Here is a 16973-nt window from a genome sequence, read left to right on the forward strand (position 1 = left end):
AGTCGGGCTTTTTGCTTTGTAGTTTTTAAATCAAAATGTTTTACGGCATTAGTACACCCTGCACATCATGGTAGTAGTTTTACTAAAAATTACGCTTTGACTCTCATAGAACCCTTTATATTATCAAGTAGGTCTTATTAGCTGATATGATTTACCTAATTATAGAAAGGTCTTTTATATGTTCAGTGTAGAGGGGGAGGTCAATATTTAGTCTCGTTTCCCTTTTGTTAAATGTAATAAATTGTTATTTAAGATCTTCTGTGTAGCGCATTTTAAGATAATCTAAAAATTTTAGAGTAGATAACTATTTAATAACATTTTTAGCCCTTGAATTTGCTTGTAGAGCGCTTATTTTTAAATGTTATATAGACTATTATCTGTTGATATATTTTTATTATGAATATGGGTTATTGACTTAAATAAAGGGCTTTAGGCTGTGTAATATCTTGCAAAAAAAGACAAGTTAAGTATACTTGCGCAAACTTTTTAGCGTTAAAGTTTTTACTTTAAATAAACTGTAAGTCATACGATGTTTTTCGTAATGATTTAATGCAATTACTATGAATAATAAACTAACAGGGCCAGGGCGAATTTTTGCCTATAAACAATGTGCTCTTATCAGTATTTTAGTATTGCTCTGTTCGCTATTATTGTATGTTTTTCTAGGGAAGACCACGGCGATATCTGCGTTAGTAGGTGGTGCGATTGGTGTTTTACCTAATATATTATTTGCCTATAAAGCGTTTAAATACGCTGGGGCTAAGTCGTCAAAAAAGGTTGTAGAATCTTTTTTTAGCGGCGTAAAATTAAAAATGGCTTTAACGGCTTTTCTGTTTGCACTAGCATTTAAATTTTTAGTGATCGTACCGTTACCATTTTTTGCAATGTTTTGTTTAGTTATGGCGATGCCGTTAGTAACTCCGTTTGTTATTAAGCATGAGTCGTAATTTAAGAATTTTTTTTAAACTTTAATCATTGGGATAATTAATATGGCTTCAGGTGCTGAATTAACAAGCCAAGAATATATTAAACATCACCTTCAGAATCTAACTGTGGGCGAGGGCTTTTGGGCTCTCCACATAGATACTTTAGGCTGGTCTATATTTTTGGGCTTAGTTTTTCTTTTATCATTTCGTTCGGTAGCAAAAAAGGCGACTACGGGTGTTCCCGGTAAGTGGCAATGTGCAGTTGAAATGATTGTTGAATTTGTAGATGACAGTGTTAAAAGCACTTTCCATGGTAAAAACCCGGTTATTGCGCCATTAGCGTTAACCATTTTTGTATGGGTTTTATTAATGAATGCAATGGACTGGGTTCCTGTAGATTTAATACCAACAATATTTAGCTGGTTTGGCGTTGAGTACATGAAAGCTGTACCAACAACCGATCCAAATATGACCTTTGCTTTAGCATTAGGTGTATTTATCTTAATTATTTACTATTCAATTAAAGTGAAAGGCATTGGTGGCTTCATTAAAGAGCTTACTACACAGCCATTTGGTCACTGGTCATTATACCCAGTAAACTTTATTCTTGAGATGGTTACCTTATTAGCACGCCCATTATCACTTGCCCTACGTTTGTTCGGTAACTTATATGCGGGTGAGTTAATTTTCTTACTGATAGCAACAATTGGTTTGTTCCAGTTGCCAGTACATTTCTTATGGGCTGCATTCCACTTGTTGGTTATCCCATTACAGGCGTTTATTTTCATGATGCTAACGATTCTATATTTGAGTCTAGCTCACGAAGATCACTAGTTTTTTTAACCTTAAATTTTTAACTTTATAACTTTAAATAATCGGAGATAAATATGTTATATATCGCTGTTGCGTTACTTATCGGTCTAGGTGCACTTGGTACTGCGATTGGTTTTGGTCTTTTAGGTGGCAAGTTCTTAGAATCTGCTGCTCGTCAACCAGAATTAGCCCCACAACTTCAAGTAAAAATGTTCATCGTAGCGGGTCTTATCGATGCTATCGCGATGATCGGTGTTGCGATTGGCTTATACCTATTATTCGCAGTTGGTGCTTAATTTTTTAAGTCCATTGTTTAATCGCGAATTTTAATAGGAGGTACACAAATGAATATTAACATGACCCTTTTTGGTGAATTGATTGCATTTGTCGTATTTGTAATATTCTGTATGAAGTATGTCTGGCCACCGATTATTGGTGCCATTGAAGCTCGTCAAGCAACTATTGCTGATGGACTTGCTGCTTCAGACCGTGCTGCTAAAGATCTTGCGCTTGCTCAAGAGAAAGCGAAAGCTCAATTAAAAGAAGCTAAAGTTCAAGCTGCCTCTATTGTAGAAGCCGCTAAGAAACATGAAGCTAAAGTAATTGAAGAAGCTGCAGGCAAAGCACAAGTAGAGAAAGATCGTATCTTAGCTACTGGTCACGCAGAAATTGAAACTGAACGTAACCGAGCTAAAGAAGAACTGCGCGCACAAGTTGCACTTCTTGCTGTTGCCGGTGCCGAGAAAATTCTTGAGCGTTCAATTGATGCCGCTGCACATAGCGACATCTTAGACAAACTCGTCGCTGAACTTTAAGAGGAAAGAGCTATGTCTGAATTGACAACTGTCGCTCGTCCTTATGCTAAAGCAGCGTTCGATTTTGCTGTTGAAGCTAAAGCACTTGATAGCTGGGTTGACCAGCTAACTTTTGCTGCTGAAGTTGCTAAAGATGATACTGTTAAAGGTTATTTATCTGGTGGTACTTCAGTTGAGCTAGCACAAACGTTATTTTTAAATGTTTGTGGTGAGCAAGTAGACAGCCAAGGTCAAAACTTTTTAAAGTTATTGGCCGAAAACGAACGTTTGTTGGTGCTACCACAAATTCTTGAGCAATTTTTAGCGCTTAAAGCTGAATTTGAACAAGAAGTCACTGTGGATGTAACCTCAGCTGTAGATGTTACAGCAGAGCAAAAAACAACATTAAGCGCCGCGCTTGAAAAGCGCTTGGCACGTAAAGTTAAGCTTAATTGTTTTGTTGATGCGGGTATTGTTTCTGGCTTAATTATTAAAGCTGGTGACATGGTAATCGATGGCTCTATCAAAGGTAAACTGAGCCGTTTAGCAACAACATTACAATCTTAGATAAGGGAACAGAGCATGCAACTGAATTCCACTGAAATCGCTGAACTGATCAAGAATAGAATTGAACAGTTTAACGTTGTCAGCGAAGCTCGTAACGAAGGTACTATCGTTTCTGTAACAGATGGTATTATTCGTATCCATGGCCTTGCCGATGTAATGCAAGGTGAAATGATCGAACTTCCTGGTAGCCGTTTTGCTATCGCGTTAAACCTTGACCGTGATTCGGTAGGTGCGGTAGTAATGGGTCCTTACGCTGATTTAGCGGAAGGCCAAAAAGTTAAAGGTACTGGTCGTATTTTAGAAGTACCAGTAGGTCGTGGCTTATTAGGCCGCGTAGTTAACACATTAGGTGAACCAATTGATGGCAAAGGCCCAATTGAAAATGATGGCTTCTCTCCAGTAGAAGTTGTTGCACCAGGTGTTATCGACCGTAAATCAGTAGACCAACCAGTACAAACTGGTATTAAGTCTATTGACTCTATGATTCCAATTGGTCGTGGACAACGTGAATTAATCATTGGTGACCGTCAAATCGGTAAATCAGCGATTGCACTTGACGCGATTATTAACCAAAAGAACACAGGTATTAAGTGTGTATACGTAGCGATTGGCCAAAAAGCTTCTACTGTAGCGAACTTAGTTCGTAGCTTAGAAGAGCACGGCGCGTTATCAAACACTATTGTTGTTGTTGCATCAGCGTCTGAAGCGGCTGCATTACAATACTTAGCACCATACTCTGGTTGTTCTATGGGTGAATACTTCCGTGATCGCGGTGAAGACTCACTAATCGTATATGATGATTTGTCTAAGCAAGCTGTTGCTTACCGTCAAATTTCATTACTTTTACGTCGTCCGCCAGGTCGTGAAGCATACCCAGGTGACGTTTTCTATCTTCACAGTCGTTTATTAGAACGTGCTGCTCGTGTAAACGAAGCATACGTTGAAAAATTCACAAACGGTGAAGTTAAAGGTCAAACAGGTTCATTAACTGCTTTACCAATTATTGAAACGCAAGCGGGTGATGTATCTGCTTTCGTACCAACTAACGTAATCTCAATTACTGATGGTCAGATTTTCTTAGAATCTAACTTGTTTAACTCAGGTATTCGTCCTGCTGTTAACGCTGGTATTTCTGTATCTCGTGTTGGTGGTGCTGCACAAACGAAAATCATCAAGAAACTTGGTGGCGGTATTCGTCTAGCACTAGCTCAATATGCTGAATTAGCAGCATTTGCTCAGTTCGCATCAGATTTAGATGACGCGACTCGTGCTCAGTTAGAGCATGGTCAACGTGTTACTGAATTGATGAAGCAAAAGCAATACAGCCCATTATCAATTGCAGAAACAGCAGTTTCATTATTTGCTGCTGAAAAAGGTTTCTTAAACGACGTTGCGATAAACAAAGTTGTTGATTGTGAAGCTGCTTTACATGCATACATGAGCAATGAGCAAGCTGAGTTGATGGCTACTATCAACGAAAGCGGTGACTACAATAAAGATATCGAAGCTGGTTTGACTAAAGCACTTGAAACTTTCAAGTCTACGCAAAGCTGGTAATCGAGTCTCAATAAAGTAACCTTTTCGGAGAAGAGTCATGGCCGTTGGTAAAGAAATAAAAACCAAGATTTCGAGTGTTAAAAACACTCAAAAGATCACAAACGCTATGGAAATGGTAGCTGCTAGTAAAATGCGTAAAGCGCAAGATAGCATGGCAGCATCACGTCCATATGCGACAAATATACGAAATGTGATCGGTCATATCGCGCTTGGTAACTTAGAGTATCGTCATCCTTATATGGAAGAACGTGAAATTAAGCGTGTTGGCTATATTGTCGTCTCAACCGACCGTGGTTTGTGTGGTGGCTTAAATATTAACTTATTTAAGAAAGTACTTGCTGATGCTGCTAAAAAGCAAGCATCAGGTGCTGAAGTTGAATTTGGTGTTGTTGGCGCAAAAGCCACATCATTTTTCAACAACATGGGCGCTAAAGTAACCGCACAAATTTCAGGCTTAGGTGATAGCCCTTCACTAACCGACTTAGTTGGTAGTGTTCAGGTTATGCTTAAAGCTTATGATGACGGTGAAATTGATAAGCTATACGTTGTGTATAACAAATTTGTTAATACTATGACGCAAGAAGCGACAATGGATCAATTGTTACCTCTACCTAAATCAGATGACGAAGAAATTAGTCATCGTTGGGATTACATTTACGAACCTGACGCTAACGCTTTGTTAGATCAATTATTAGTTCGTTATATTGAATCTCAAGTATATCAGGGTGTTGTTGAAAACATAGCTTGTGAGCAAGCTGCTCGTATGGTTGCGATGAAAGCCGCAACAGATAACGCGGGTGAGTTAATCAAAGACCTTCAGTTGGTATACAACAAAGCGCGTCAAGCGGCAATCACTCAAGAATTGGGTGAAATTGTTGCAGGTGCTGCTGCAGTAGGGTAACGCTACATTTTAATAAAATGTAGATAACGAAAGTTTCGTAATTTAACGACAAGTTAGCTGAGCATAGCCCAGCTAAACTTAAATTAAGAGGAATAAACATGAGTACAGGTAAAGTCGTCCAAATCATTGGCGCAGTTGTGGATGTTGAATTTCCACAAGATGCCGTACCTCAGGTATATGACGCATTAAATGTAACCGAAGGTAACCTTGAAGGTTTAGTACTTGAAGTTCAACAGCAGCTAGGTGGCGGCGTTGTACGTACTATCGCAATGGGTACCTCTGACGGTTTGCGTCGTGGTCTGAATGTAGTTAATACAGGTCAAGGGATCCAAGTACCAGTTGGTGTTGAGACATTAGGTCGCATCATGAACGTATTAGGTGAGCCTATTGATGAAGCTGGCCCAATTGGCGAAAAAGACCGTTGGTCTATTCACCGTGAAGCTCCAGCCTACGCTGAACAATCAATGTCTAACGAATTGTTAGAAACAGGTATCAAAGTAATCGATTTAGTTTGTCCATTCGCTAAGGGTGGTAAAGTTGGTCTTTTCGGTGGTGCTGGTGTTGGTAAAACAGTAAACATGATGGAACTTATCCGTAACATCGCAATCGAGCACAGTGGTTACTCAGTATTTGCTGGTGTTGGTGAGCGTACACGTGAAGGTAACGATTTCTATCACGAAATGAACGACTCTAACGTACTTGATAAAGTATCGTTAGTTTACGGTCAAATGAACGAGCCTCCAGGAAACCGTTTACGTGTTGCCATGACTGGTTTAACTATGGCAGAAAAATTCCGTGACGAAGGTCGTGACGTATTATTCTTCGTAGATAACATTTACCGTTATACTCTTGCGGGTACTGAAGTATCAGCTCTACTTGGTCGTATGCCATCAGCGGTTGGTTACCAACCAACACTTGCTGAAGAAATGGGTATATTACAAGAGCGTATTACTTCAACTAATAAAGGTTCAATCACTTCAATCCAAGCGGTATACGTACCTGCGGATGATTTAACTGACCCTAGCCCAGCAACAACCTTTGCTCACTTAGATGCAACTGTTGTACTAAGTCGTGATATTGCTTCACAAGGTATTTACCCAGCTATCGATCCACTTGACTCTACTTCTCGTCAATTAGATCCGTTAGTTGTTGGTGCTGAGCACTACGAAACGGCACAAAGTGTTAAATCAACACTACAACGTTACAAAGAACTTAAAGATATCATCGCCATCTTAGGTATGGATGAGTTATCTGAAGAAGATAAGCTAACAGTATCTCGCGCACGTAAGATACAACGTTACTTATCTCAACCGTTCTTCGTTGCTGAAGTATTTACTGGTTCTCCAGGTAAATATGTATCATTAAAAGACACCATTGCTGGCTTTAAAGGCATTTTAGCAGGTGATTATGATGATATGCCTGAGCAAGCGTTCTACATGGTTGGTTCTATTGAAGAAGCCGTAGAGAAAGCGAACAAGATGTAATCATCTAGTAAGTATCTAAACCGCTGTTTAGATACTTACGCTAATTGAGGTCGAGTCAAATGGCATTATTTACTGTAAATCTAAATGTTGTTAGTGCAGAGGAAAGCTTATTTTCTGGTAGCATTAAATCATTACAGATCACAGGTAGTGAAGGTGAGCTAGGTATTATGCCTGGTCATGCACCTTTATTGACCTCACTAAAACCAGGTATGGCATTAATCACTAAGGAAGATGGTACTGAAGAAGTTATCTATCTTTCAGGTGGTATGCTAGAAGTTCAACCAAATAACGTTATTGTGTTAGCTGATGTTGCTACACGTGCCGATGATTTGAACGAACAAGCTGCTCTTGAAGCTAAGCAACGTGCAGAAGAAAACATGAGTGCTAAAGGCATTGATGTAGACTATGCGGCAGTTGCTGCTGAATTAGCTCGCGCTGAAGCACAATTACGTGTTATTCAAGCAACTAGCAAGAAAGGCTAAACACTTGTTTTAGTGGTTATAGATTTTAAAACGGCGCTTATCGTAAGATAAGCGCCGTTTTTGATCACAGTTATTTAATTTCAATTATTTAGTTATCAGGAAGCTCTACTATTCTCCAGTAGTGATCTAATAGCTTAACCAGTTCATCAAAACCGTGCTGTAATTTTTCCTTAACAATATAACCTGCAATATTTTTATCGTAAGCAGCAAGTTTGTCCTCATCATCTTTACTGGTTGTTAAGACAAAAACAACGCTATTTTTTAGGTTTTTATCATTACGTAGTTCGGCTAATAATTCTAATCCGCCCATTCTTGGCATATTAAGATCTAATAGCATTATATAAGGTTTATCAATAGAGCCATTTTTTAACAACTCTAAGGCTATAACACCATCTTTAGCACGTATGATAGGGTTACCAATTTTAAGCTTCTTAAATGCTCTTTCTACACTCATTGCATCTATATCATCATCTTCTACTAGCAATATTGTGGCAGGTTTATAATTATTATCACTCATTGTTACTCCATGATGTATTCGCATTAATAAAGGCAACTAATAGAGAGAGGTTTATGCGCCTAAACACAGTTATTCTTTTATCCAATAACTAGAGGTGGGTTTATTATCTCTAGTTAGGTTATTTAGGCCAAGTAAAAGTAAAGCAACTGCCACTTTCTCCATCAGAAGTCACCTTTATTGCACACTTCTTATAGTCGAGCAATTTTTTAATGATAGAAAGACCCATGCCACTACCTTCTACTTCATCTCTAGGTCTTAGTGTTTTGAACAAGTCAAAAATCTTCTCGTGATGTTTTTCAGGAATACCTAAGCCATCATCTTCAACTGAAAACTGATAATAAGTGGGGTATTCTTGAGCTGTAATGTTGATACAGAGTTGGTCGCTATCTCTATGCTTAATAGCATTACTAATTAAGTTACGAAGGATAATTTCTAATGGTAGTAAATCTGTAGATATATCTTCTAATGAACCTTGGTAAGTAATTGAAATACCTTGAGGAGGGCTTTGTAAATCAAATATAGATAAAACCAAATCGTTAATATTAACCGTTTGAATATCGCCTAGGTTGCGACTGATACGAGCGTATGTTAATAAGTCTTCTAATAATTTCTCTAAACGAGAGGTTCTGTTCATTAATAATGCTAAGTTATTTTTAGTGTCTTGTGTCGCAAAATCAGCAGTATCTTCTTCAATCCAAGAGGCAAGCTGCATTATACCTCTAAGTGGTGCTTTTAAATCATGTGAGGCAACATATGCAAAATCGTTTAGCTCTTTGTTACTACGTTTTAACTCATCAGTAATTTGAACATGCTCGCTTATATCAATAACGGTAGCGAGTATTTTAAAGTTATCACCCTCTTTGAATTGTGCTAAACCAATTTCAGCAGGGAACTCCTCTCCTCTTTTTGTTAAGCCAAAGACTTCTCTGTTTAACCCCATTTGCCTATTCGACGGGTTCTTATTAAAACCTTCACGAAGCTTAGGGTGTTGTTGTTGAAATCGCTTTGGGATCAGCATATCAATTTTTTGATTAATTAATTCATGACTTTTATAACCAAATAATAATTCTGTTTGTGGGTTTATTTTTTCTATTTCCCCCTGCTTATTGGTAATAATCATTCCACAAGGAGCTGATTCGATTATATGCTTATAATGCTTTTCACTTATTGCGAGTGTTTTAGCAATACTATTCGCTTTTTGTTGAGATCGTATCAAGGTAATAAAAACAAGTAACAACAAGCTATTAATAATAATACCACTACCTAAAATAATAAGAGGTTGGCTTGAATGTGTGGCTTTTTTAAAAGAAAGCGCAGTTTGCATGTTGAATGTCCATGGTCGACCATACATTTCCATGGTGATTTTTTTCTGAAAGAGGGGGTTGCCATCATAATTGTTATTGTCTGTAATTAATTCATTATAAAAGCTCTGATTACCGTCAAATAAACTAAATACTATATGCCTATTTTTTTGTTTAAGTGTCGCCTCCATTAGTTTTTTCATGATAAAAGGGGCATATATATGACCGACAAAATGTTTTTTACGCTGTTCCTGTGTTGTAAGATCGGTGGCATTATAAAATGGAATAAACTGCAAAAATCCAGGTGATTTTTCGGTATCTTGCACCAGCACTATGGGCGCGGTAATTTGCGTGGTAGCTGTATCCCTTGCTTTTATTGCAGCGGCTAGACGGTGTTCTTCAAAAGTAATATCTAATCCTACGGCTTTGTCATTATCCTGCAAGGGTTCTATATGAGTAATCGGCCAATACTCTTGTTTAGTATGTTGAGGATGAATATTGAAGTTGGCTCTATCTATACGTTGCTGTGCGATAAAGTGCTCAACTTTGCTTTGAGGTAAGTAATAAATAACACCAATACCATTAATGCCAGGATAGGTCTCTGTGAGGTTCAATTGTTCAGAAAATGTCTTCCAATCGGTTATTAGCTCATTTTCGGGAATATTTTTGATAGTAGCCGCCCCAGCTTTTAAAGCGACTTCATAGTAAGACATTCTTTCGGATATTTGATCTAGTAGTTGCTTTGTTTCTACTTTAAATAATTCTAGTCGCTTTTCCTGAATTTGATTATCAGAAACCTTCCAAGCAATCAGGGTAAGTAAGAGTGAAGCGGATAATACTAACCAATGATACCAGTGTAACAACTTGTTCGGTTTATCAAGTTCTTCAGTCAATGGATATATCCTTTAATGTTTTTTAGCATGTTGATGGATATTTACAGATACTCTTTTTCAATATCATGCTGGCTTTTAGGGCGAGAATAATAATAACCTTGGGCACGACCAATATTGAGCTCTTGGCAAAATAGTGAGTGTTGTTTTGTTTCAACACCTTCAGCAATTACCCTCATGCCTAATATACTTGCCATAGAAACAAGTCCTTTAACTAGGGCAATATTTCTGATGTCTTGACTATTAATAGGCATCAAGCTTTTATCAATTTTGACAATATCAATGGGGTGGTTACTTAAATGGGCAATAGAGGAATAGCCAGTACCAAAGTCATCTAATGACAAATGACAACCGCCTTCAGTTATGCTGGCAAGTATTTGACGCGAAGTCATGGAATCTTTGAGTAAAGTGGTTTCGGTTAACTCAATTTCAATTAAGTGTGCGGGTACATTATATTTTAATAAGCATTCGCTAATGGCTTCGACAACGGTAAAATCACCTAGTTGTACGGCAGAAACGTTAATTGCCATCGTTAAGGGTTTTCGTCGTCCTTGGTTCCATTTTGATAAGGTGGATATCGCCTCTTCGATGACCCACAGGCCTATAGCTGAAATTTGCTGTGTTTCTTCTGCGATTTCAATGAATTCATCGGGCGTACGAATAACATCATTAATTTGCCAACGAATGAGCGCTTCAAATCCGGTCAAACTTTCATTGATGGGGTCAATTACTGGTTGATAAAATAATTTAAACTGCTGCTTATTAATAGCTTCTCGTAGTTCTAACTCAACTTTTAATCGCTGATGAAATTTTTGCTGCATTTCATCTTCAAAACAACAAATCTGATTACGACCTAGTTTTTTAGCACGATACATTGCGATATCGGCATACTTAAATAATTCTTCACTAGTCCTGCCATTACAGGGATGAAAAGCAACGCCAATACTGACGGTAGAGTTTATCGTAGAAGTAGAAATCTCAATTGATTCTTGCATTGCACTGATGATGCGCTGAGCTACAAGTAAAGCTTGTTCATTGCTTTCGAGATTGCTAAGCGTTATTGCAAATTCATCACCGCCTAACCGTGAGAAAAGTTCATTTCCTCTCAAGCACCCTTTAATTTTAGAAACTGTCTTATTAAGTAAGCAGTCACCAACATCATGACCAAAGTTGTCATTTATTAATTTAAAGTTATCAATGTCGAGTAATAGTAATGCGAGTGTATGATTATTTCGTCGATTATTGGTTATCGCTAATTTTAACGACTCATCAAAGAAGTAGCGGTTGGGTAAGCCAGTTAACGAATCAGTTTCCGCGAGTTGCTTAACTTGTTGATATGTTTGAAATAGCTGTTTTTCTAGTTCATGTCGTGTTGTTGAGTGGAGTATTGCTCTTCGTAGTTTTTTTACAGAAACATCTGATTTTGTTAGAAAATCCTGAGCACCCGCTTTAATGCATTCTAAAGCAATATTCTCATCTTCAACGGTGCTCATCATTACGATAGCAGTCCCTGAGCCTTTAAATTCATTTCTAATGTCTAAAATCATTTCAATACCATCGCGTGCTGGCATTTTATAGTCCAGCAAAATAATATCAAAAGAGTGTTTTGAATATAATTCTAGTCCTTGATCAACAGTTACTGCCTCGACAATATTAACGTTTAAGTTACTTTTTTTTAAGGTACGAACAATGGCGGCTCTATCAACTTGATCATCATCTACTAACAATATATCCATATAACCCCTTTAGTATTCCTATTACTTGATATTTAACTACCAGTAATTTGTGCACTTTATGAGATGAACTGAAATACACAAAAAGAATAGTATCGCGTTGTTCACTATTTTTCAGAATACTTACAACTATAGATCATAAAAATATCAATGCAGGTAAATTTTCATATTACTATCAAACTCGTTTGCTAGCTTTAAAGCCGAAAGCTCTATTAAATGATCAGCATTGAATATTATGATTTGATTAATGAATTTAACGGTTTATTTTTTGATTAGCCTTACAGTGATTTAAATTGTGTATTCAATTTAAAATTGATAATTCACACCAGCAGAGAACTGTTGCTCTCGACCTGCAACCATGCCATCAACACGACTAACTAAATAAAGCTCATCAGTAATGTTTTGACCATTAATATAAAGGGTTAGTTGCTCTGTTGGTCGATAATTAACGGTTAAGCTGAATATAGTATGTGAAGGAATTATGCCTTCTTCGCCACTTTCAGAGGAAATAGTGGTATTTGCTCCATCTACAAACTGCTCACTAACATAATTGAGTCCAATACGGGCATCAACAGTACTCTGTGCGCTTTCGAACCCTAGTGTTAATGAGGCCATGTGTTTAGGTGCATACGGCAGGCGATTTCCGGCTTCAAATGATGCGCTTTCGATAATGTTTGCACCACTGTCGTCTCGTATTTCTTTTAAGCTGTTGAATTCAGCTAAAAATAAGTTTGTGTAATTACCTTGCAGGTAAACGTTGTATGGGGTTTTATAAAGATCAGCAAAATTGAGTTGTCCAGCAACTTCTAAACCTGCTTGACGAGATTCGCCCGCATTGACGTAGCGGCCACTGGTTGCTTGAACAACAATTTCATCAAAGTCAGTTAAAAACAAAGTGGTATCTAGGCTTATTGTGGTTATTTCAGTGCTCCTAAAGCCGAACTCATAATTAGTACTTTGCTCTGGTTTAGTCGCTAAGTATGAAGCATCAGGATTTTCGTCTTCAATATCTCGATTGGGTCTTGCAGGTGAAAAACCTTGGTGAACTCCTGCAAAAACTGTGGTGTTATTGTTTATTTCATATGTTGCACCAATACCTGGTAGTAATTCACTATGGCTTTGGGTATATCTTTTTTCTGGATTTTTAGGGGCTGCACCTTCGGTTCTTATATAGTCGGTGGTTGCGGTGATATCTTCTAAACGTAAACCAGGAGTAATTGTCCATGCACCCGTTTTAAAAGCATTTTTTATATAATATGAGCGTGCTGTTACATCAATTTGAATATGCTCTTGGTGCCAGCCTGCACGGTTATCGTCTTGATCAACATCCGTGTAGGTTTTGGCAAAATCAAGCGATTGAAAGCGAGAATCATACCCTCTAAATTGATGGCGTTGAATATCTTCACGGTGATAACGAACACCAATAATTGCTTCACTGTCTGACCCTAACCATTGGTGATTAAAGGTGAGACGTGGCTCTATGCCCCAATAGTTATAATAACGTGGGCGCCAACGACCACCACAAATTTGTGAGTTATCTTCTGTTGCTGGCAACGCTCGGCGCGCACCGGGAACATCAGAAAAGTCATCAACGGTTGGGCAATATTCTATCGCTTCACCGGGGCCATTAATTTGTCGAAAAGAGGCACGGTCATTATCAACATGATAAAACTGGCTCGATAGCACTACATCATTATTGATTTCATAATCATGAATTAAATGCAGAGTGTCACGTTGCTGAATAAAGCCATCAACTTTACCCGTTGGTGCTTGAAAAGGGTTTGTGGCATATTCTGCTTCAGATAGCCCAGTTTCTGAAATGTTAGAGTCTTCTTTGAATTGTGCGTACTTCGCGGTGATAGTGTGGCTATTATTGATATTCCACTGTCCTTTGAAGGATAGCTCACTGATATCAAGCTGATGATTTTCGCGAATACCATCACCACTTTTATCTGTTGCACTGATCAGTATTCCACCCTTTTCATTACCTACACCTGCACGGGCATAAATGTTTTGAAATCCATTAGTGCCTAATTCAACATTTATGTTACCTGTTACACCTGATGTTGGTACAGGTGTAGTAACAAAGTTAATCATACCGCCAATAGTTTGTGGACCATAAAGAACTTGGCCAGATCCTTTGACTACTTCGATATATTCAAGGTTTTCTATTGGTGGAGAGTAATGAGCCGATGGATCACCATAAGGAGCCAAATATAGTGGCATACCGTCTTCCATTAACAGCGTTCGTGCACTGCGCCTAGGGTTTAAACCACGCATACCAATATTTAAGTGTGTTGAGAATACATCTTCACCGACTACATTAATACCGGCAATATTCTCAAGCGCTTCTTTGATAGAGAAAGGACGTTGACGCTCTATTTCTTCTTTATTTAAGGCGACAATAGCACCAGCAATATTATTATGGTTTGGTGAAATTATATGATTAATTGTAATGCGCTCTATCGCTTGTTCTTTGTTGTTTTCTTGTTCTGTCGTGATTGTTTCTGCTTGTGTAGGCAGTTGAATACTTAAAGCGGTTATTAGAGCGAGAGAAATAGAGCTTAATTGCATAGAAAACTTACCGATATGTGAACAAAATATTGAACGTAAGCCACATTATAGTACATAGGTTGTTATGCATAATAGCGCCAAATACATTAATTACTAATGGTAAGATCAGTAGTATTTCATCCTGAGTTTCAACTAATAATTACGGTGCTATATTTCAGTGCTAGTAAAGTTAGCTTATTCTTAGTTACAATAGTGCATTATAAAAATGCTAACTGAATGGATTTTCTATGTCGCTCTCTGTTGTTATTCTTGCTGCGGGTAAAGGTACCCGCATGCGCTCATCTCTACCTAAAGTACTGCACACTATTGCTGAAAAGCCAATGGTTAACCATGTTATTGATAGTGCTCGCCACTTAGGTGCCAGTAATATTTATGTTGTGTATGGTTTTGGTGGGGATATTTTAAAGCAACAAGTTACCGGTGATGATTTAACTTTTGTTGAACAAACAGAACAGTTAGGTACAGGCCATGCGGTTGATCAGGCCTCACCTTTTTTAAATGACGATGAAGATGTGTTAGTGCTTTATGGTGATGTGCCACTAACGAAAGTGTCTACTTTAGAAAGCTTATTAGCGGCAAAGCCTGATAATGGTATGGCGTTATTAACTGTGCATTTAGCCAACCCAAATGGTTATGGTCGTATTGTTCGTGACTTCTCCAGCAATGAAAATGGCACGGTTGTAGGTATTATTGAGCAAAAAGATGCTAACGATGAACAGCTAAAAATTAATGAAGCCAATACTGGCATACTATTGGCCAATGGTGGTGACTTAAAGCGTTGGTTAAGTGGGCTTTCTAACGACAATGCCCAAGGTGAATATTACCTTACGGATATTATTGCCAGTGCTCATCAAGAGGGCAAACTTATTGCCACTGCGCACCCTGACACTGAAATTGAAGTTGAAGGCGCTAATAATCGCGTACAACTCGCTGCCTTAGAGCGCGCATTTCAAGCCCGCGTCGCTGAAGAATTAATGATTGCTGGCGCTAGTTTACGTGATCCTGCGCGTATTGATGTTCGTGGTAACTTAACCGTGGGCGCTGAAGTTGTTATTGATGTGAATTGTATTTTCAATGGAGATGTTAGCTTAGCAGATGGCGTGGTTATTGGAGCCAACTGTATTATTACTAATAGTATTATTGCTGAGAATACCGTGATTAAGCCTAATAGTATTATTGAAAATGCAACTATTGCACGCGATTGTAGTGTTGGCCCGTTTGCCCGAATTCGTCCTGGCTCAATTATGCAACAAAATACCCATATTGGCAACTTTGTTGAAATGAAAAACACCACGCTTGGTGAGGGTAGTAAAGCAGGTCATTTAAGCTATTTGGGTGATACCATTATTGGTACTAACGTAAACATTGGCGCAGGTACTATTACTTGTAACTATGACGGCGTGAATAAATCAAAAACGGTAATTGGTGACCATGCTTTTATCGGATCAAACAGTTCATTGGTGGCGCCCGTTACTATTGGTAATAATACTACGGTTGGTGCTGGCTCAGTAATTAGCAAAGACGTAGATAACGACCATTTAGCCATTGCCCGTACTAAACAGCGTAATATTGAAGGTTGGCAGCGACCAGTGAAAAAATAGCTGCTAATATATAGGTATGCTAAACAAATAAGGTTAGCTCCGTTATGCCATTAAAAGTAATCATAATATTATTATTGTTTACGACACAGCCTTGTTACTCTGTTGCTGCTAGCAGAGAATCGGCTGAGTTAATGGTAGTTGCCAATACTAACTCTCTGCTTCAATACCAAGATGATGGTGTAAACAAAGGTCCTAGCATTGAAATTTTAAATGGTATTTTAACTGAGGCACAGCTGCAAGCGGATGTGTCTTTTATGCCATGGGCTAGAGCCTTTTCAATTGCCCAAAACAGACCTAATACCTTAATTTTAAGTATGATAAGAACGGCGGAACGAGAAAGCAGTTTTTATTGGTTACTTAAGGTTAGTCATATTGTTCGTGTTTTTATCTCATTAAAAAGCAAGCCCGAAAATTATGTTGACTCTATTGAGCAAGCTAAGCAAAAAATTATTGCGGTGATTCTAGACTCTGCTGCCCATAAAGAGCTGACCATTGCGGGTTTTTCTGAGCAAGAAAACCTCTATATCGTCTCATCTGACGAACAAATGGTGAAGTTATTAGCTACGGGCCGTGTTGATTTGGTTTACACCGATCCTAATAATGTTACCAGCTATCTGAAAAAAATTAATATGCCACATGTTGAAATTCGCTATAAAGAAATTTCAGTACAAAATCAGCGTAATGGCTATATCGGTTTAAGTATCAATAGCGATAAAGAAATTGTAGAACAATTACAACAAGCGGCAAAAAGATTTAGTAAAACCACCGAGTACACCTCATTACTGCTTCAGTAACTTATCTCACCTTAAATAACCTGAACAAATGTTTCTCTC

15 protein-coding genes are annotated in these 16973 nt (G+C 38.1%); 11 read left to right on the forward strand and 4 right to left on the reverse strand.

The window, feature by feature from the left end; genetic code table 11:
• The first annotated feature begins 560 nt into the window (after window positions 1-560).
• The 9 genes from KO495_RS00450 to KO495_RS00490 all read left to right on the forward strand — a co-directional run bounded on the left by KO495_RS00450 (window position 561) and on the right by KO495_RS00490 (window position 7524).
• Window positions 561-947 carry an ATP synthase subunit I gene (locus KO495_RS00450; protein WP_215978427.1) on the forward strand — a complete coding sequence of 129 codons (387 nt, stop codon included), beginning with the start codon at window positions 561-563 and terminating at the stop codon, window positions 945-947.
• A 42-nt stretch (window positions 948-989) separates the two neighbouring features.
• The gene (gene atpB / locus KO495_RS00455; protein ID WP_215978428.1) at window positions 990-1760 is read left to right on the forward strand and encodes a F0F1 ATP synthase subunit A; all 771 of its coding nucleotides are present in this window, start codon (window positions 990-992) and stop codon (window positions 1758-1760) included.
• 53 nt (window positions 1761-1813) lie between these two features.
• A complete protein-coding gene (gene atpE, locus KO495_RS00460) occupies window positions 1814-2035 on the forward strand; it encodes a F0F1 ATP synthase subunit C (RefSeq protein WP_076417406.1) in 222 nt (73 codons plus the stop codon).
• A gap of 48 nt (window positions 2036-2083) precedes the next feature.
• The gene (atpF, locus tag KO495_RS00465; protein WP_215978429.1) at window positions 2084-2554 is read left to right on the forward strand and encodes a F0F1 ATP synthase subunit B; all 471 of its coding nucleotides are present in this window, start codon (window positions 2084-2086) and stop codon (window positions 2552-2554) included.
• Window positions 2555-2566: 12 nt separating this feature from the next.
• Window positions 2567-3100, forward strand: a complete 534-nt coding sequence (gene atpH, locus KO495_RS00470; protein ID WP_215978430.1) for a F0F1 ATP synthase subunit delta — start codon at window positions 2567-2569, stop codon at window positions 3098-3100.
• Between the two features lie 15 nt (window positions 3101-3115).
• A complete protein-coding gene (gene atpA / locus KO495_RS00475) occupies window positions 3116-4657 on the forward strand; it encodes a F0F1 ATP synthase subunit alpha (protein ID WP_215978431.1) in 1542 nt (513 codons plus the stop codon).
• Between the two features lie 37 nt (window positions 4658-4694).
• Entirely contained in the window at window positions 4695-5558 is an 864-nt protein-coding gene (gene atpG / locus KO495_RS00480; RefSeq protein WP_215978432.1) for a F0F1 ATP synthase subunit gamma, read from the forward strand.
• Window positions 5559-5656: 98 nt separating this feature from the next.
• Window positions 5657-7042: a F0F1 ATP synthase subunit beta gene (gene atpD, locus KO495_RS00485; RefSeq protein ID WP_215978433.1), complete on the forward strand. Its 1386-nt coding sequence runs from the start codon at window positions 5657-5659 to the stop codon at window positions 7040-7042.
• Window positions 7043-7101: 59 nt separating this feature from the next.
• Window positions 7102-7524, forward strand: a complete 423-nt coding sequence (locus KO495_RS00490; RefSeq protein ID WP_215978434.1) for a F0F1 ATP synthase subunit epsilon — start codon at window positions 7102-7104, stop codon at window positions 7522-7524.
• Between the two features lie 88 nt (window positions 7525-7612).
• Here KO495_RS00490 and KO495_RS00495 read toward each other — a convergent pair whose 3' ends face one another.
• The 4 genes from KO495_RS00495 to KO495_RS00510 all read right to left on the reverse strand — a co-directional run bounded on the left by KO495_RS00495 (window position 7613) and on the right by KO495_RS00510 (window position 14539).
• Entirely contained in the window at window positions 7613-8041 is a 429-nt protein-coding gene (locus tag KO495_RS00495) for a response regulator (RefSeq protein ID WP_215978435.1), read from the reverse strand.
• Window positions 8042-8159: 118 nt separating this feature from the next.
• Window positions 8160-10235 (reverse strand): CHASE domain-containing protein, encoded by a 2076-nt coding sequence (locus KO495_RS00500; RefSeq protein WP_215978436.1) that lies wholly within the window; start codon window positions 10233-10235, stop codon window positions 8160-8162.
• A 41-nt stretch (window positions 10236-10276) separates the two neighbouring features.
• A complete protein-coding gene (locus tag KO495_RS00505) occupies window positions 10277-11968 on the reverse strand; it encodes a GGDEF domain-containing response regulator (RefSeq protein ID WP_215978437.1) in 1692 nt (563 codons plus the stop codon).
• A gap of 303 nt (window positions 11969-12271) precedes the next feature.
• The gene (locus tag KO495_RS00510; protein WP_215978438.1) at window positions 12272-14539 is read right to left on the reverse strand and encodes a TonB-dependent receptor; all 2268 of its coding nucleotides are present in this window, start codon (window positions 14537-14539) and stop codon (window positions 12272-12274) included.
• 227 nt (window positions 14540-14766) lie between these two features.
• Here KO495_RS00510 and glmU point away from each other — a divergent pair, with 227 nt between their 5' ends.
• On the forward strand, window positions 14767-16140 hold the full coding sequence (glmU, locus tag KO495_RS00515; protein ID WP_215978439.1) for a bifunctional UDP-N-acetylglucosamine diphosphorylase/glucosamine-1-phosphate N-acetyltransferase GlmU: 1374 nt from the start codon (window positions 14767-14769) through the stop codon (window positions 16138-16140).
• A 44-nt stretch (window positions 16141-16184) separates the two neighbouring features.
• Complete coding sequence (locus KO495_RS00520; protein WP_215978440.1) at window positions 16185-16934, forward strand: transporter substrate-binding domain-containing protein; 750 nt, start codon at window positions 16185-16187, stop codon at window positions 16932-16934.
• The last annotated feature ends 39 nt before the right edge of the window (window positions 16935-16973 follow it).

Source organism: Colwellia sp. D2M02, from assembly GCF_018860755.1.
Classification (GTDB): Bacteria; Pseudomonadota; Gammaproteobacteria; order Enterobacterales; family Alteromonadaceae; genus Colwellia; species Colwellia asteriadis.